This is a genomic window from Dietzia sp. Alg238-R159, from assembly GCF_900537145.1.
Lineage (GTDB): Bacteria > Actinomycetota > Actinomycetes > Mycobacteriales > Mycobacteriaceae > Dietzia > Dietzia kunjamensis.
Window position 1 is genome coordinate 14,198 of sequence record NZ_UNRI01000007.1, and the last position, 17,225, is coordinate 31,422.

Here is a 17,225-nt window from a genome sequence, read left to right on the forward strand (position 1 = left end):
GAGAGACATGGAGGCGACAAGGCAGCTCATCCCCGCGAGGGAGATGCCCAACTACGTACCCGGGACCAGTGCGTCCTTTTGGAACCAGCGCAGGTATATGGGCACCGGTCCGCAGTTCATAAAGCTCGGGCGCAAGGTCTTCTATCGCCCCGAGGATGTTGACTCCTGGATTGCGACGAATGCCCACACGCACACATAAGACGACGAAGCCCCCCAGGCGCTCACTCGGGGGGCCGTCCTACATCGTGAGAGAGAGTTCTCAGTGATTGAGTTTACCATCGCCTCCGAGCTGGTGGCGTCTCCTAAAGCGCTGTCGATGCGTGAGCACGCGCTCGGGTATGCCCAGCGAGGATGGTCCGTTCTGCGGCTGGTCCCGAGGGGCAAGAATCCCATGACTCCCAATGGGCTCCACAACGCGACGACGAACCTGGACACTATCGACCAGTGGTGGTCCGAGGTCCCCGATGCCAACATCGGAGTCCGGCCTCCCGAGGGGTACGTCGTGCTTGACGTGGACCCTCGCAGCGGGGGCGACTTGGACGAGTTGGAACCGATCCGTCGGACGTTGATGATGCTCTCAGGTGGCGGGGGAGCGCACTTGTGGTACCGCTTGCCCTGTGAGGGCAGGGTCCGAGGAGCTCTTACCGGTGCCAGGGGCATCGATGTGAAGAGCAACTCGGGCTACCTGGTGATGCCCCCGTCGCTCCATCCTGACGGTGGCCGGTACGAGGTCGTGGTCTCTAAGGAGATCGCCGTCCTTCCCGAGCACCTAGTGGGCCGGGTAGTGCGGCTCCCTGAGCCTCATGTGCCTACCCAGGTGTCTCCAGCGGCCGCGCCCTGGCTCCGCCCTAGGGGTAGCTTCAATTCGCTGATACGAGTCGTTCTGGCCGCTGAGGTGGGCCAGCGGAACAACGTCTTGTACTGGGCCACCTGCAGAGCTCTGGACGAGGACGCGGGCGAGTATGTTCTCGACCTTCTGGCCGATGCTGCCGCGCGCAACGGGTTGGACCCCTACGAGATCGAAGCGACGATGAACTCTGCCCGTCAGGCACCTGCCCGTGTGGAGGTGGCCCGATGAGCTCCTCGGTCTACCACTCACCCAGTGCCCCCGCCTCGGTCGCCAAACAATTGGTTCGCGAGCACTTCAGCTCTGACGGGACCATGACCCTGCGTTGGTGGCAGGGCGAGTTCTACCACTGGACCGGGACAAGGTGGAAGGAGTTGGACCGAGGGGGTTTGCGCAGTCAGCTCTACGAGATCCTTGATCCAGTGGTCTATACCGACGCCGGGGGCACTCACCAGCCGTGGTCGCCGAACAGACACAAGGTTGGCAACCTCATCGAAGCGCTGCAGGCCGTCTGCTACCTGGACACTGACACCGAGCCCCACAGTTGGATCGACGGTTCCAATCACCCGCCGTCAGGGGAGTTCGTCTCGTGCGAGAACGGCCTGGTCCACATCACGAACAGGGAGCTAAACAGCCACACCCCCGCGCTGTTCAACTTCGTCACCGTCCCGTTCGACTACGACCCCGAGGCGACCTGCCCTGTCTGGGACAGCTTCATGAGCTCGATTTGGCCCGAGGACGAGGAGGCTGTGCGGGCGCTCCAGGAGTGGATGGGATACGTCTTGAGCGGGCGCACCGACCTCCAGAAGATATTCATGCTCGTTGGTCCACCGCGTGCGGGTAAGGGGGTAATAGGTCGCATCCTCACCGCCCTGGTGGGCAGGAAGAACGTCTGCGGCCCTTCCCTGGCATCCCTGGCGACTGACTTCGGTCTGGCTCCCCTGGTAGGTTCCTCGCTCGCGCTGGTCTCCGATGCCCGTATGCGCAAGGACTCGCAGGTCCTCGTGGAGCGGCTGCTGACGATCTCGGGCGAAGACACCGTGGCGGCTAACCGGAAGTACAAGGAACCGTGGATCGGGAAGCTACCTGCCCGCCTGATGCTCATGACTAATGAGCTGCCACGCCTGGGGGACGCCTCACAGGCCCTCGCCAAGAGGTTCCTCATCGTCTCGATGACCCGATCCTTCGTCGGTAACGAGGACACAGGCATGGAGGGACGCCTGAGGGCAGAGCTCGCCGGAATCTTTAACTGGGCGCTGGACGGGCTGGATCGTCTCGACGAGCGTGGCGCTTTCGTCCCACCACTATCTTCACTAGAGGACCAGGAAGTGATGGATGACCTCTCCTCACCTGTTGCTGCCTTCTTAACCGAGGAGCTCGTGGAGGTCCCCGGGGAGCGCGTCAGCACGGATGCCGTCTTCGATAGGTGGCGCATGTGGCGGGATCGCAACGGACATTCTCCGACGTCCAAGTCGGGGATGACCAAGGACATTTGCGCCGCGCGGCCTCACCTCAAGTCAGTCTCCCAGTACGACCCCGACATGGGTCGGACCAGGCGGTTCTTTAACGGCGTCCGCCTGGCAAGCAGGGTCCGGGCTGCAGCAGGGGAGGTGTGACTGTGGCCCTCACACAGGTTTCAACCGAGGTCTGCGTGGAAGTGAGAGAGCAATTCCGCTGGTCGGAGGGGCTCACGCTTCTCACGCGATCTTTCGGAAACCGTTTCCTATTATGTATCCCTTCTCCCTGTATCTCCTTTTTTGGGGAAAGTGTGAGAAGTGTGTTGAAAGCGTCCTGAACTGGGTATATGCCCCCGGATGTAAGTGTGAATCTGACGTGAGACCCCGTGAGAACTGTGACAGGGTCGCTAACCCGCGGTTGTCGGCGCAGCTGCTAGAGACGCAGGTGTCGGATGCCACATCGTCTTCGCTTCCCGGCGGGGGTCACCGGCTCGATGGTGGAGGCCCTTTCGACGAGCCCGATGGCGGCGATCTGTGATGGGCCCGCGGTGCTAATAAGTCCCCGAGTCGCCCAGCTCAGGCCCCACTTTCCGGAGCCCCTGCGTCAGGGAGAGCCGGGACGCCGGGACGAGCCGCTCAAGTACGTGGAAGTCGCTACGGAGAACCTCACAAGCCCGCACAGGTTTGGTCGGGGAGGCAGACCGTGCCAACTTCCAGCTCATCGTGATGCAGGAGGTCTTCTCGACTACATCGGCGGCCACGACGCCCGCCTGGAGGTGCTGGAGCTGCTGGAGGATCCTGAAAACATGATCTCGGACATCGAGGTCGCAACCGGCTGGGAGGCCGTCTGATGAGCGCAGTAGTAGCTATCGTCACCAAAGATCAGTTTGACAGGGGCGACGTGGAGCGGGACTGGCAAAACCAGTATATGGCCGTTCGTGCTCTCCCTGAGAACGACGAAGTCATCGAGCACATGTTCGGTGACTTGGTCGTCAAGGGCGGGGACTCCGACGCCTACGAGTGGCGGATCCTGCCCCATCTCAATGCTGGCTGGTACCCCCCGGCCTTTCGGTACGGCGCTTACAAGGGAGCGGCTCAGCAGGACGTGCAGCGGGGTGACTGGATGATCCTCTCGGTGTTCGGTCTCATCTACGGCTCCCACCCCAGCAAGTTCGAGGCCGAGTGGGTCATTACCGACTCCGTCCCAAAGCCTCGGGTATCCGAGGCCATCAGCCCAGATCATCTGCCTCCGAAGTCCGAGTGGCAGAAGCCGAACATCGACAACCTTCCTCCGAAGTCTGAGTGGCCCAAGATCTACTGGAAGGAAAACCAGTAGGGGTGTGCACCATCGTGAGACCGACTTCTGGGACGTGTTCGTCCGGCGATTCATCTCTCCGAAGAACGGGGTCAGCTACGCCTTGTCCAAGCGGTGGGAGGTCACCAGCAAGCGGTTATGGGCCGAGCAAGAGCGGGGGGAGCAGGCCGAGAAGGAGCAGTCGTGACTTGCCCCCCAGACCATGATCGGCCATTTTGGACCCCTCCCACCACCACAAGAAGATCCCGCACGGCTACCCCGCTCCGGGGAGCGTCGGCTACCTACCGAATCCCAGGACTCCGCTAAGGATCGGTGGTGACCGAGTCTTTCGGTCTGAACCTCTCGGAGCTTGATCTACCGGGCATCGCGGAGGCTGGTGAGCAGACCCCGAGGAAGCTCCCGGCCACTTGGCTGGCGCGCGTGGGGTTCGTTTGGTGCGTGCTTCCGGGACCAAATTAGTGAGGTCTTGTCGTAGGCATAGTGCAGAATCCGCTGTCATCAGTGCTCCTAAGTACGAGGATGGGAACGAGTGACTACCTCGGAAGGCCCAATCATGATGAAGATCGTCTTGCTGGCAGCGACAACGATCTTGGTCTTCGCAGGCTGCGGTAGCGGCTCCGGCGAGTCGGAGGCTCCGGAGATCGCCGCTCCCGCTACGACCGAAGTGGACGTCGCCGAGCACGAGATCGTGGTGGGGGAGCCGTTCACGATCAACAGTCCCCACTACGTCGCGCATGTCACCGTCACCGACGTGTTCCGCCCCGAGACCTGCGGGCCGGTTCCATACTCGGACGGAGCGGAGTACCCCACCCACATCGGCATCGAGATGGAAGTCGAGGTCGAGTCGGGCAACGGCGAGGGGTTCGTCCCTAACGGCGTCAACGAGCGCACCGCAGATGGTTTCATCGAGAAGAACCGGAGCATCGCTGCCGTCAACTGTGAGGGCTACGAGGAGCTGTCCGCCACCCGCGTGAGGACCGGCGAGAAGCATCGCGGAGTCCTCTGGCTCCAGGAGGACGTCGACCCGAGCTCGGAGATCATCTTGGAGCCGCACGTCTCCGCTGAGGAACCGGTGCCGACGGAGATCTACGTTCTCGACCTCTCGCAGTTCGATCTGGCGGGCGAGCCGGAGGCGACTGAGTCGGCAGCTGAGCCCACATCCGAGGTTGCTTCGGCACCCGCTCCGGGTGCCGCTCCCGCTGCTCCGACATTCGTCCGCTGCTACCTTGCTGACGGGACCGCGCTCATGTCGGACGGCTCGACGACCTACATGGACTCGTGCAATGAATCGGCCGGCGGACCTCCCCGACTCGCTGACGGGCGGTCGATCTACGAGCTCGACGCTCCTCCTCCGGCCCCGGTGAAGCCCCCGGAGGTCGAGGCAGAGAAGCGGGCCGGCCACGATTGGTGGGCTGAATGCATCGCTGCCAACACAGCGGAATACTGCCGAGCGAACGACCCGTGGCAGAACTGACTGGAGCTAGTGAAAGGGCTAAGTTCGAATGAAGTTTTTCCGTCGCTTGAGCCGTCCGGCCGCGCCTGCTTCGTCACCGCCGACTGTGCCATCTGCCCCGCTGCAAGCATCCTCGGCAGGGCCGAATGGAAAGTCAACCGATTATGCTCCGTCGGCTTCCATGACTGTGAGGGGGAGCGTTCACCCAGGGGCGGGCTGGGACGACTCGGAAGTCGTGCCCGCCGAGGTACGGGCACGTGGAATGTCACCAGACTCGTTCGGGTTGTATCCGCACGAGTTGCTGATGTTGAGCTACGCGCCGACCTTCACCACTGACCACACCGACTTCCAACAGTTTTGGTGGTCGCAGTACGGCGTCCAAGACCCACGAGAGCTACTGACATCCTTGACTGAGCGTGGTTTCGTGGAAGTCGGCGGCCCTGAACAGGCAGTAGCGCGGCAAACAGCGGCCTCGCTAAAGGACCTATTGCGTGCGCATGGTCTCAGGCTCAGCGGCACTAAGGCTGAGATCGTCGAACGGGTGCTGAGCTTGCTGCCGCACGACACGATTAACGAAGCATTCCCTCAGCGCTGGTACGTCCTCACCCAAGCCGGTGAGGAGGCGCTGGCTGCTAACGACCACATCGATTACATCCATCGACACAGTAAGCTCGACAGCCTCGACATCTATTCGCTGTCGGCACTGCGTACCGAGCAACCGCAGCGAGCGTGGCGAGACCTTGTGTGGGGCCACTTGAACGAGATGAGCCTTCGGCACGCACAGGAGCATCAGTATGGTCTCTATCGCAACGCCCGGTTGAACATGGCGAGGTTCTGCGCCGAGGAACGACGCCACCGGGACGCACTTGGGTTGCTGACCGAGGTTATCTACTACGACTTGTCCGGGATGGACAACGGTTTTTCGCCTCAGAGACCAACGCCCGCTACGGAGTATCTGTTCCCTTACGAGCGGTCGTTAGCGACTATCCCACCAGGAATTACCGACCTGACCTTAAAGTGGGCCGCTGCCGGAGAGGTTGACGACGAGGAGCTGCGTCAGCTGATGGCCACTCGTCTGGACCGGCTGAGCACGCGGTTCCATCCATTCACTAAAGACGAGGTCTTGCAGATCGTCTATCTCGAACGTGCCAAGGACACCGCCGCATTGACCGCCCTGTACGACCAAGCGGAGCTTCGCTTCAGGCGGGCCTGAGAGCTCTGTCGGCAGCGGCGAAGAGCAGGGCAGCAAATTTGCTCTCGGCGCGGCTCAGGCCTCGGAGGGGGGGCGGCGGCCAGGCGTGTGCCTAGCGGGCTTGCGACTTTCTCGCGGCGTCGACAGCCTCAAGCAGGACCTTCCCCAGCCACTCAGCCTCATCGAGATTGAGACTGAGGCCGTGAGTGAGCCCTTGGACGTGAACCCACCCCTCAGAGTCGGCGGACACCTCGCCAGCGGCGTTGGTTTCCTCGGTATAGACCCTCATGCGTTGCGCCTCCTAGTTGCGGGGATCGTCGCGCGGCGGTCGAACAGGTCAAACCTTAACGGTCTTCTTCGCCTTCGAGCTGGTGAGTGTCTTGGCTTTGGGATTGAGAACCCGGATGACGGTGGACCGGGACACTCCAAAGGTCTCCGCGATTGCGTCGAGAGTTTCGCCTCCGTCGCGCATCCTACGTACCTGCTCAGTCTGTCGCGGGTTGAGCGAAGGCTTACGCCCTCCTTGCCGACCACGGGCCTTGGCCGCTGCGAGTCCGGCGCGGGTGCGCTCAATTGTCAGCGACCGCTCCATCTGTGCGACCGCCGCCATGATCGTGAACAACATCTCTCCCGCCGGGGTGGCGGTGTTAATTCCGTCGGTGATGGAGTGGAACCCGATCCCCTCGTTACGAAACTGCTCGACCAGGGTGACGAGGTGGGCAGTTGAGCGACCCAGCCTGTCGAGCTTCCACACAGTGAGCGTGTCGCCGTCCCGGAGGTGGCCGAGTGCCGCGTCCAGACCGGGGCGGGCCTTCGTCGAGCCGGAGATGCCATGGTCCCAGAACACACGGACACACCCCGCGGCCTCTAAGGCATCGAGCTGCAATGCGAGGTCCTGGTCTCCAGTGGACACGCGGGCGTATCCAACCTTGGTCGGGTCGCCGCCCTCGTAGCGGATCGGGTTCTCGGCGGGGAGTTTATTGGCGATCATGCTTCTACCGTGTCACATTCCATGTCCGAATTCAATAGATAACGGACACCAGTTTTGAATCGTTTCCGCCTGCGGGAACAGTCGCGGCCTGGATGGGTGTCACATTCGGTGGATAGCGGACAGCTCGATTTCGTATCCTGCATGGTCGGTCGCTGCTGCGGCCGGTCCACTAGCTCCTATTCCTCCTCGTCACTGTCCAGCAGGCCGAACTTCTTCGCCGCCTCAGCGACTTCGGCCAGTCCCGCCGCGAGTGCATCGAGTAGTTCGGGGTTGGCGAGCGCGGCGGTGCCCATTTCCTCGGTCGAGGTCATGTGCTCGAACAGAACTCGTTGCACCTTGCCCTTGAACTTGGCCGACTTGCTCATCTGTTCGCCGGTGTTCTCTGCCGCCATGTCGGAGATCTCGGTATCAACGGACAGGGCTCCCCACATGGCGGTGACGAAGCCCTGCTTCTCCCGGTCGTTCGCGGTAATTCCGGCGGCGGCGAACCGCGCGTTGACCTCCTCGATGACCCGCTCGAACGTCTCCTTCACCGGGGCGGGCATCGCCCCGGTCTGAGGCAGGAACTCAGGGCTCGTCAGCGGATCCTCGCTGCCCTCGGTCAGCGCCATGTCCGCCTCGATCCGGTCAGGTACAAGCCCCACACCGGACAAAGTCACACCGCTCACGTAGTCCTCCTCTTCGGGGCGGTCGGTGATCTTGAGGTTGCGTCCCAGGATCATCGCGAACGCGGCCCGCTTGGCGATCTCGATGTCGGCGTAGTCGACGATCTGGGTTAGGAACTCCCAGGCGTTCTTGTACTTGATGAGGTTGGTTCTAAAATCCAGGATCTCCTGTGCCCGTTCCTTGTCGCCAGCCAGCTTCGCCTGCCTGTATTCGCCGTTCCAGGCGTGGACTATCGGCGTGATGAGCTTTCGCAGCGTCTCACCGTTCTCGCCCGCCGCGTAGGCGTCGGCCACCTCAATCATCTTTTCGGTTGAGTAGAAGCCCGCCGTGTCCAGTACGTCGGCCAGGTCGTGAAGGGTGTTGGGGTCGACCTCGCCGTGGACCTGCGCGTCCGAGTAGTAGACCTTGAAGTCGGACTGGATGTCCTCGGGGGTATTGATGAAGTCCAGGATCATCGGGGTCGGCTTATTCGGGTAGACGCGGTTGAGCCGAGACAGGGTCTGGACGGTGGTGATGCCCGAGAGCTTCTTGTCCACGTACATCGCGCACAGTCGAGGCTCGTCGAAGCCGGTCTGAAACTTGTCCGCCACAATGAGGACTCGGTACTGGTCGTCGGTCTTGAAGGCGTTCTCGGTGTCGCCGCGTTGGTTCAGACCAGCCTCGGTCAGACCGGTGGCGGTCGGATCGTCATCGAGGTCCACCGAGCCGGAGAACGCCACAAGGGTGCGCATGTCCCCGTAGCCCTTCTTGGCGATGTACTCGTTCATCGACAGGGACCACTTCACCGCCGCCTGACGGGATTGGGTGACGACCATGGCCTTGGCGTGTCCGGCGAGGTGGTGCATCACGTTGCGCCGGAAGTGCTCGACGACGACCTCGACCTTCTGGGCAATCGAGGTGCGGTGCAGTCGGACGAACCGGACCAGATCCGAGACGGCCTCGCCGCGATTGACATGCTCCTCGCGGCCGAGTTCGTCGCGGACGCTGGCGAGCATGTCGTAGGTGGTGTAGTTGCCCAGTACGTCGAGGATGAAGCCCTCACCGATGGCCTGGGCCATCGTGTACGTGTCGAAGGCCAGGTAGGTGACATCGTCGCCGTCGCCGTGCTTGGACCCGAACAGGCGCAGTGTCTTCGCTTTCGGCGTGGCCGTGAGCGCCACGTACGTCAGGTTGATCGCCTGCGACACGGCGGACTCCTGTGCGGTGAGCAGATCGTCTCCGGTCAGCGGCTCACCGTCCTCGGACTCGGCCACCGCATCGGCCAGCAGTCGGCGCAGCGCGAGCGCTGCGGAGCCGGTCTGGGAGGAGTGCGCCTCGTCGGCGATCACGCACCACTTGCGGCCCTCCAGGTCGCTGCGGTCCCCGATGAGCTTGAGCACCTCGGGGAAGGTCTGGAGGGTGCAGGATATGATGTGCCCGCCCTCGGTCAGCGCCTGGAGGAGCTGCGGAGACTTCGCCCCACCGGCTTCACCGACGGGAACGATCAGTCCCTCGGATGCCTGGAGCAGTGCGATGTCATCGCGAATGTTCTGATCCAGCACCGTGCGGTCGGAAATCATGATCACCGAGTCGAACAGCTTGATACCGCCCGCGTCGTGCCTGCGGATGAGGTTGTGCGCCATCCACGCCATCGTCTTTGTCTTGCCCGACCCGGCGGAGTGCCAGATCAGGTACCGACCACCCACACCTTTATCGAGGATGTCGGAGACCACGGCCTCGGTGGCGCGAAGCTGGTGAAAGCGCGGGAAGATCAGACGACCGGCGGAGCCGATGGCCTTGCCCTTCTTGTCCCGCTTGGCAGGCTCCCACAGGGCGTAGTCGTTGAGGAGCCGCAGGAACAGGTCGCGGTCGAAGACCTGCCGCCACAGGTAGTCCGTATCGGACCCGGTCTCCGACGGCGGATTGCCGGGCTGACCGTCTTCGGTTCCCCGGTTGAATGGGAGGAAGGAGGTGTCCGCGCCTTTGAGTTCGGTGGTCATGTAGACCTCCGAGTTCGACACCGCGAAGTGGACCAGGCATCGGCCCGGTGCCAGTAGTGGCCTGGACTTTCCTCGTCCCGGCTTGCGGTCGCGGCGGTACTGCTTCTTGGCCTCGTCGACGGCTTGGGTGTTGTCGGTCTTGAGTTCCATCGTCACCACGGGAACGCCGTTGACGCACAGCACCAGGTCGATGGTCTCGTTCGTCTCGGCGTCGAACCGGACCTGGCGGATCACCCTGAGACGGTTGGTTTTCGCGGCCTCGACAGCGGAGGTGAGGATCGGGTTCGCGGGCGGGTATGCCGCCATCGCACCGAAGGAGGAGGTCATGTGCCCGGCGCGGGTGTACTTGAACCCCTCCCGCAGCGCGCCGAGGAGACCACCCCGGATCTTTCCGTGCGCAGCGTCGTACTTGACCGCACCGCCAAGCACACGCTCCGACAGGTGCGTGAGAAGCAGGTGCTCGGCCAGCGAGCGTTCCACAGCCGACCCGTTGTCCGGGACAGCCTTGGCGTACTCCCTCGGCTGGCGGTACTTGAGCCAGGCCAGTGCGTCAGGGCCGTGCAGGGCCAACTCGGGATCCCAGCCGGTGTCGGATGGGTCGTAGACCCACCCCCGCTCGGCGAGCGACTGACAGATGTTGTCCTCGAACTCGCGCTCCATCAACACAGCAGTGCTCATCTAGATCTCCTCGACCTTAGGAGTCGCAGAATCTGCTCCATTGAACGTCTCTGCAATCCTGTGTTTTGCCGCCGAATAAATAGACGGATCAAGTAAGAATGTCCCTACGTAATCTGCCTTTCGAGCTTCATCTGAATATGAGAATGTTACCTTTGTCTTTGGCGAGAGGCCGTCTATGGCGTAGACATATATATCTGGATCGACCCCGACCCAATATGTGTAGGTGGTAGAGAGCCCCGGAGGCCACTCTGCGATGACTTGGTCCTCCACGTGGCGCAACGCCTGACTTGGCAAATTGACCATTTTGTAGTCTCCGAATGGGTGCTTTAGGTCGCTTACTCTCACCTTCGGTAGGTCCGGACTGAAGGCGACACTAATGTCAATCGCCGAGGTGCTTCCTGCATTCATTATTTCTAGACCAATAATCTCTGGGTGCTCTATCGAAGGAGAAGTTAGTCTGGCGATCATTCGTGGCCGTGTAGTTGTTCTGAGTGCATCAATTTGTACTGCTAGTGTTTGTCGCATCTTAATGCTGCTATATATTGATGAGACGACGGCCACCAGTGCGATTGCTATTGAAGAAATCGAAACTACATCAGAGCTCACTAGAAAACACCGCCTTGCGGCCAGTGACGACCTCGGTGATGAGCGCAGAGCGGCGCTCGGCCAGCAAGGCTTTTAATTCTTTAGCATCGGCAATCATCGAATCGATTGCGGACGACGCCGACCTCCATTCGTCCAAGATCTTTGACTGGACCGCGAGGTCAGGAACCCTAAGTCTAAGGGACTTGGCGATCTCTGTGTTTAGTCGGGAGCGGGTGGATCCCCGAGATTGAAGGGAAGCTATTTCCCTAAGCGATGGGCTTGAAAGCGCCCAGGCGAGGTATCCACTACTGATCAGCTCCGTCCGAGGGCGCAGTCGGTAGCAATCGGCCTTGACAATAGCAGGGAGGGCCGTCTCAGGGATAACGCAGGCCCGTCCAAGCGGCATCTTATCGTCGCCGAGGCCCGCCATAACTACGTCCCCCGTGGTCACTGAGTGTCGGTCTAGCTGTTTCCCGTACATCTCAGGGATGTACGCCTTGTCAGCGTCTCTGTACTCGTTGATTCCCAGGTTTCCCAACCGAATGACGCGGTATCCGGAATCCGAGTAGTGGGATGAGGTAAGTGCTGATCCGAATGGACCATCTGCGATGGACTCAATTAGGTACTGCACTGCGATTTCGGGTCCGGAGACGCCCCTGTACAGGCTCTCCCACTCGGCATCTCGCCTACTGGATAGGGTGTCCTCAAGCCCATCCAGTTCCGCCGCCATGGCGTCAATCTCCGCCGTCTCCCGATCCAGGTAGTCCGCGATGGCGCGTTGGGTGGGGAGCGGCGGGAGCGGTACCGGTATCTGTCGCATGCTCGTGAAGCGAGTCGACCAGAGATCCCAGTGAATACCGGTGCCAAACCGAAAGAACTCCTCCTGGAAAGGAACTGACCGAAAGAGATGGTGGGCATACTCCTTGTCGAGTAGGTGGGGGTTTGGCGTCATTACCGAGTAGACAACCGATATCGTCCCATCTTGTCTGGCGAGCCCCGCCGCGCCCCGCCTATCAGACCTGGAATTGATGGCAATGTCGCCCGCGCGGACTACTTTTCTGCTGGAAGTGTTCGCAGACTTGGCTACACCCGCCAACTGTGCAGTTACACCCTGCTTTCCGACAGATAGCGGAGCGAGGTCTGCTGCGTCACCCGTCTCGGAGCGTTCCTCAACAAGTGTGCCGAGGGGCCAGAGTTCGTACCCGCTCCCCGCGAACGCTGAATTATCGGTGTAGCTCATTCCCGCACCGCCTTGAACTTCGCCTCTAGGCTCGCCATGACTCGGGCGATGTCGGCGTCGATTTCCTCCAGGGGTCGGACCGGTTCTGGCGTGTAGAACAGGCGGGTGAAGGGGATCTCGTATCCGACCTTGGACGCGGCCTCGTCCCACGTCACGTCGGGCGCGAACGGCAGCACCTCGCGGCGCATGTGCTCGTCCACGTCCTCGGACAGCGGGATGCGTTCGGTCATCGAGAACCCGTCCACGAGGACGGGCTTGCCGGTGCGGGACTTCGCCGGTGGAGCCTCGGGATCGTCGTGGGCGACTGCGTTCATGATCGCGTCGATCAGGCCGGTGGGCATCTTGGCGCCTGCGGCCTTGGCGCGGGTCTTGAGCAGGGTCGGCAGGCTGTTCCAGACCACCCCGTCCAGTTTTTCGATGATGGCGCGGTGGCCCTCGACCGCCGCCGCGTGTGCCATGGCCTCCTCGACGGCCTCGGGCGTGACCCTGGTGACGTAGTGCTTCTGCTTGACCACGGGCACGTCGCGGTAGCCGAGGTCGTCGGCGGTGACGATCTTCGAGTGCTCGCTGTCCTCGAACTCGGTGTAGATCTCCAGTACGGCGGCGCGGTCTGTCTCACTCATCTCGCGGGTCTTGTCGCCCATACCTTTGCGCATGGGGGACCAGAACGGCGCGGCGTTGATGAGCTGGATCTTGCCCCGGCGGTGCTCCTCCTTGTTGTTGTCCAAGATCCAGACGTAGGTCGAGATGCCCGTGCCGTAGAACATCTTCTCCGGCAGCGCGATGATGGCGTCCACAAGGTCGTTCGTGAGCAGCCAGGCGCGGATCTTGTCCGGCCCGGACCCGGCCTTGCCGGTGAACAGGGGTGAGCCGTTGGAGACGATGGCGGCACGTCCTCCGGCACCGTTCGGCCCCTTCGGGGCCATCTTCGAGGCCACGTGGCTCAGGAACAGCATTTGCCCGTCAGATACGGCAGGAAGTCCGTGGGAGAAGCGGGAACCGGGCACCTCCGACTGTCGCATGACCTCGGCCTTGGAGACCGACCAGTCAACACCGAATGGTGGGTTGGACAGCACGTAATCGAAGGTCTCGCCCTCGTAGCGATCAACGCGCAGCGTGTCGCCCTGTTTGATCGACTCAGGTCGCCCGCCCTGGATGAGGAGGTCAGCCTTGCCGATGGCGTAGGCCCAGTCCATCATCTCCTGCCCGTAGAGGGTCACGTCGATGTTGGGGTTCATCTCCTCCAGCGCACGCTGCGCGACCAGGAGCATGCCACCCGTGCCGGCGGTCGGATCGTATACAGATCGTGCCGGTGCCTTACCGGTCAGGCCGTCGTCGTCGGAGGCGAACAGTACGTCGACCATGAGCCGGATCGCATCACGCGGGGTGTAGAACGCACCTGCGCCCTTGCCCTTGGTCGTGAAGGCCCGGAACATGATGTCCTCGAACAGATCGCCCATGCTCACGTCGGGGATCGTCTCGGGGTGCAGGTCCATCGCCGCGAAGTGCCGGATGATCTGCCAGAGGCGGCTGTTCCGCTCCAGGGTGGCAATCTTCTCCCGGAACTTGAACGCATCCCAGATGTCGGCTACCTGCTCGGAGAACCCGTCCAGGTACTCCAGAAGCGACTCCTGCACATGGTCATCGGTCGTGCCGATGACCTCCAGATCAAAGCGCGAGGTGTTGTAGTAGCCGAGCCCGAACTTCGAGTGGACAGCCATGTTCAGCAGCTCGCCGGTGAACTTTCCGGACTCGGCCAGCTCCACGACCTCGTCCTTGGTGTCGGCGAGCAGACACTCAAGACGGCGCAGGATGAGGAACGGCAGGATGTACTCGCCGTAGTCCTCGGGGTCCACAACGTTGCGCAGGTACTTGTCAGCGGTGTCCCACACCGCTGACTGGCTGATCTTGGCAACTTGAGCGCTCATGGTCATCATTGTCGATGATGACCTAAGTTGCGTCTCATAGACCCCAGGGACGGGAAGGTGCGAGAAGGTCTGCAGGTAGTTGTCGTTGTCTCTGGGCTGCTTGTCGGTAGCCCTCGAGAATTGGCAACCCATGCCCACAAATTGCCCACATTCTGCCCACAAATTCGTAGAAACCAGCAGGATTGGCAGCGATCTCGAAAGGCTTAAACTGCAGCTAGGATCGATTTCAGCGCTATGGACCTGCAGCGTCTAGCGAGTTCAAGTCTCCCCGGGCGCACAGGTCTTCCCTCGGATCGGGTGATCAGGATGAGGAACCGGATGGCCGCGAGAGCATCGGCCGCGTCGCTGATCCTCGCGGCCTCGACGATGGTGGCCGGCTGCGCGCAGGTGGATGTCGCGGTGGACCGGGGCCTCTCGTCGAAGGCCCCCGGGGGTCAGTCTGCGGTCGAGCCCCCGGCGGAGCCGTCCCCGGTCGAAGGGGAGACGAACGTACAGCGGAGCGAGAACGGCCTTCCGCCTCTGGACGCCAGCGAGAGGCTCCGCGACAGTGCCTGCGCGAAAGCGGACGACATGATCGCGAGGGACTACTGGGGGCACACCGCGCCTGACGGCAGCGGCGGCCCGTCCACGTTCATCCGGGAGGCCGGTGTCGACTACTCCAGGGCTGCCGAGAACCTGTTCTATTCGTCCACGGGCGGTCCGGATCCGGTCGCCAACTGGATGCAGAGCCCGGGCCACAGGGAGAACATCCTCGACCCGGACCTCACCCGCGTGGGTGTCTGCCTGCGGACGGCCGCGTACCAGGGTCTCCCGGAGGCTCATCTCTACGTCCAGCACTTCGCCACCCCGATGTCGGAGAGGTAGAAGGAACCGTCGTGGTCAGTACGGTTCGGGCATGTGGTTCGACAACTGGTCCGACATACTCCGGATACTCCTCGTGGGCACCGCGGCGTACATCTTCCTCGTGGTGGCGATCCGGGCGTTCGGCAAGCGCACCCTCGCGCAGCTCAACGCCTTCGACTTCATCGTCACCGTCGCGCTGGGTTCGACGCTGGCGACCATCATCCTCAGCTCCGACGTGTCGTGGACCGAGGGCGCGGTCGCCCTGGCGCTGCTCGTCCTCCTGCAGTACGTCGTCTCCCAGTTGAGGCGACTGCCGGGCGGGCGCAAGGCCCTCACCGCACAGCCGACTCTGCTCGTCCGCGACGGGATCATCCTCGACGACCAGCTGGCGCGGCACCGGCTCACGCACGCCGACATCCGCCAGACCCTCCGCTCCTCGGGTATCGGGGACCTCGGCGAGGCCGCCGCCGTCATCCTGGAGAGCGACGGGAGCAGGAGCGTCATCACCGGTTCGCAGCTGGGCAACGGCTCCGTTCTCGACGACGTCCCGGGGTGGCCGCGACGCGACGCGGACTGACCCGCCGGCGGGGCGCGGAGTGACCCCCCGGCGAGGGGGCGCGTCAGAGGGCGGCGAGAACAGGGTCAGAGAGCGGCGAGGACCTCGTCCGCGATCTCGGACGCCGGCAGCGTGATCGGGCAGACGATCCCGGTCTCGTCGGCCTCGAGCGGCTCCACTGTGCTCAGCTGGGACTCGAGGATCCGCTGGGACGCGAAGTGCCCCCGGCGGGCGGCGAGTCGGGCCGCGATGAGCTCGGGGTCGGTGCCGAGTTCGACGAAGAACACCGGGCGCTCCACCTGCCGCAGTATGTCGCGGTAGGCACGTCGCAGCGCCGAACACGCGACGACGAGCCCCGGGCCGCTGCCCGTCGACCGGTCGCGTTCCCGCATGCCGTCCCGGACCGCGGCCAGCCAGGGCGCGCGGTCATCGTCGGTCAGGGGCTCACCGGCGCTCAGCTTCCGGCGGTTGGCGGGCGGATGCACGTCATCGGCGTCGAGGAACGGCGCACCGAGGCGGACGGCGATCACACGGGCGACCGTCGATTTCCCGGCACCCGAGACGCCCATGACGACGATGTGGGGTCCGGACACGGGCGACGGCGGCGTCAGATGGTGAAGGCCAGCGACCCGAGGATCGTCCGGCCCAGGTCCTCGTCGCCACTGATCTCCACGCCGCTGCCCGGTTCGGCGACGATCCGGCCGGTCGCCGCGCGGACGAAGGTCGGGGTGTCGAAGACCAGCTCCACGGTGGGCTGCGCGGTGTCGTCGACGTCGGCGAGGGCTGCGCGTCCGTCCACGATGACATCGGTGGCCAGCGGCAGATCGGTGCCCGCCTCACCCGTGACGCGGAACCGGACCCGGGAGCCGTCCGGCGCGGCGGCCTTCTTGCCGACGATGCGGGGCAGGGCGCCCACGATCTCCCCGACCGCGAACCGTCCGATGTCGCCGCCGAGGTGATGCTGCATCCCGATGGCCTGCCGGATGTCGTCCTCGTGGATCCAGCAGTCGAAGACCCGCACGCCCATGAAACGGCGGAACGGGACGCGGCCGACGGGGGAGTCGGTCTCGGCCTCGAGGTCTGCGGCGCTCATCTCGGAGAGCTGCTCCGTGCGCTCGGCGACGACGTCGCGGAAGTCCTCGAACGCGTCCTCGACAGCCAGCGGACGCGCCTCCTGGACGAACTTCTCGTTGAGCTCCGCGATCGGGTTGAGCACGTACTCCCGGGCGGAGGCGGGCACCTCGATGTCCGGGACCTCCTCACCGGCGAGCAGGTGCTCGGTGCCCGCCACGTGCGCCACCACATCGCGGACGGTCCACCCCGGAAGAGGGGTCGGTGCGATCCAGTCGTCCCTCTTGAGCCCGGCGAGCAGTTCGTCGAGACGCTTCCACTGTTGGATGAGGTGACGGATCTCCGCGGGGGCCTGCCCGGCGGGCTCGGCGGCGGGGGCGTCGGTCGTGACATCGGGGCTGTTGGTGTCCATGGTCACACGCTA

17 protein-coding genes are annotated in these 17,225 nt (G+C 63.2%); 9 read left to right on the plus strand and 8 right to left on the minus strand.

The window, feature by feature from the left end; translation table 11 throughout:
• Positions 1 to 262: 262 nt before the first annotated feature.
• The 7 genes from G6R20_RS14455 (at position 263) to G6R20_RS14485 (ending at position 6,285) form a co-directional block, all read left to right on the plus strand.
• Positions 263 to 1,078 (plus strand): bifunctional DNA primase/polymerase, encoded by an 816-nt coding sequence (locus G6R20_RS14455; protein WP_096905838.1) that lies wholly within the window; start codon positions 263 to 265, stop codon positions 1,076 to 1,078.
• Positions 1,075 to 2,463: a DNA primase family protein gene (locus tag G6R20_RS14460; protein ID WP_163376796.1), complete on the plus strand. Its 1,389-nt coding sequence runs from the start codon at positions 1,075 to 1,077 to the stop codon at positions 2,461 to 2,463. Before G6R20_RS14455 ends, G6R20_RS14460 begins: the two co-directional genes overlap by 4 nt.
• A 293-nt stretch (positions 2,464 to 2,756) precedes the next feature.
• Entirely contained in the window at positions 2,757 to 3,155 is a 399-nt protein-coding gene (locus G6R20_RS14465) for a hypothetical protein (protein WP_163376797.1), read from the plus strand.
• A complete protein-coding gene (locus G6R20_RS14470; protein WP_163376798.1) occupies positions 3,155 to 3,640 on the plus strand; it encodes a hypothetical protein in 486 nt (161 codons plus the stop codon). The genes G6R20_RS14465 and G6R20_RS14470 overlap by 1 nt, the downstream gene beginning before the upstream one ends.
• A 4-nt stretch (positions 3,641 to 3,644) precedes the next feature.
• On the plus strand, positions 3,645 to 3,806 hold the full coding sequence (locus G6R20_RS14475; RefSeq protein WP_159981083.1) for a hypothetical protein: 162 nt from the start codon (positions 3,645 to 3,647) through the stop codon (positions 3,804 to 3,806).
• A 366-nt stretch (positions 3,807 to 4,172) separates the two neighbouring features.
• On the plus strand, positions 4,173 to 5,093 hold the full coding sequence (locus G6R20_RS14480; protein ID WP_163376799.1) for a hypothetical protein: 921 nt from the start codon (positions 4,173 to 4,175) through the stop codon (positions 5,091 to 5,093).
• Between the two features lie 262 nt (positions 5,094 to 5,355).
• Positions 5,356 to 6,285, plus strand: coding sequence for an SAP domain-containing protein (locus G6R20_RS14485; RefSeq protein ID WP_163376800.1), 930 nt, complete (start codon positions 5,356 to 5,358; stop codon positions 6,283 to 6,285).
• A 91-nt stretch (positions 6,286 to 6,376) separates the two neighbouring features.
• Here the strand turns inward: G6R20_RS14485 and G6R20_RS14490 are convergent, their stop codons facing one another.
• From G6R20_RS14490 to G6R20_RS14515, 6 genes are all read right to left on the minus strand, one after another.
• Positions 6,377 to 6,553: a hypothetical protein gene (locus G6R20_RS14490; protein WP_163376801.1), complete on the minus strand. Its 177-nt coding sequence runs from the start codon at positions 6,551 to 6,553 to the stop codon at positions 6,377 to 6,379.
• Between the two features lie 48 nt (positions 6,554 to 6,601).
• Positions 6,602 to 7,255, minus strand: a complete 654-nt coding sequence (locus G6R20_RS14495; protein WP_163376802.1) for a recombinase family protein — start codon at positions 7,253 to 7,255, stop codon at positions 6,602 to 6,604.
• A 176-nt stretch (positions 7,256 to 7,431) separates the two neighbouring features.
• Positions 7,432 to 10,578, minus strand: coding sequence for a type I restriction endonuclease (locus G6R20_RS14500; protein ID WP_163376803.1), 3,147 nt, complete (start codon positions 10,576 to 10,578; stop codon positions 7,432 to 7,434).
• Positions 10,579 to 11,046: a hypothetical protein gene (locus G6R20_RS14505; RefSeq protein ID WP_163376804.1), complete on the minus strand. Its 468-nt coding sequence runs from the start codon at positions 11,044 to 11,046 to the stop codon at positions 10,579 to 10,581.
• A 127-nt stretch (positions 11,047 to 11,173) separates the two neighbouring features.
• Positions 11,174 to 12,403 carry a restriction endonuclease subunit S gene (locus G6R20_RS14510; protein ID WP_163376805.1) on the minus strand — a complete coding sequence of 410 codons (1,230 nt, stop codon included), beginning with the start codon at positions 12,401 to 12,403 and terminating at the stop codon, positions 11,174 to 11,176.
• Entirely contained in the window at positions 12,400 to 14,331 is a 1,932-nt protein-coding gene (locus G6R20_RS14515; protein WP_163376806.1) for a class I SAM-dependent DNA methyltransferase, read from the minus strand. Before G6R20_RS14515 ends, G6R20_RS14510 begins: the two co-directional genes overlap by 4 nt.
• Positions 14,332 to 14,649: 318 nt before the next feature.
• Between G6R20_RS14515 and G6R20_RS14520 the strand changes: the two genes are divergently transcribed.
• The gene (locus G6R20_RS14520) at positions 14,650 to 15,195 is read left to right on the plus strand and encodes a CAP domain-containing protein (protein WP_159981080.1); all 546 of its coding nucleotides are present in this window, start codon (positions 14,650 to 14,652) and stop codon (positions 15,193 to 15,195) included.
• Positions 15,196 to 15,226: 31 nt separating this feature from the next.
• Positions 15,227 to 15,751, plus strand: a complete 525-nt coding sequence (locus tag G6R20_RS14525) for a YetF domain-containing protein (protein ID WP_096905825.1) — start codon at positions 15,227 to 15,229, stop codon at positions 15,749 to 15,751.
• Positions 15,752 to 15,816: 65 nt separating this feature from the next.
• Here G6R20_RS14525 and G6R20_RS14530 read toward each other — a convergent pair whose 3' ends face one another.
• Together G6R20_RS14530 and G6R20_RS14535 are read right to left on the minus strand one after the other, a co-directional pair.
• On the minus strand, positions 15,817 to 16,323 hold the full coding sequence (locus G6R20_RS14530) for a gluconokinase (RefSeq protein WP_240341489.1): 507 nt from the start codon (positions 16,321 to 16,323) through the stop codon (positions 15,817 to 15,819).
• A 14-nt stretch (positions 16,324 to 16,337) separates the two neighbouring features.
• Positions 16,338 to 17,213 carry a maleylpyruvate isomerase family mycothiol-dependent enzyme gene (locus tag G6R20_RS14535; protein WP_119192377.1) on the minus strand — a complete coding sequence of 292 codons (876 nt, stop codon included), beginning with the start codon at positions 17,211 to 17,213 and terminating at the stop codon, positions 16,338 to 16,340.
• Between the last annotated feature and the right edge of the window lie 12 nt (positions 17,214 to 17,225).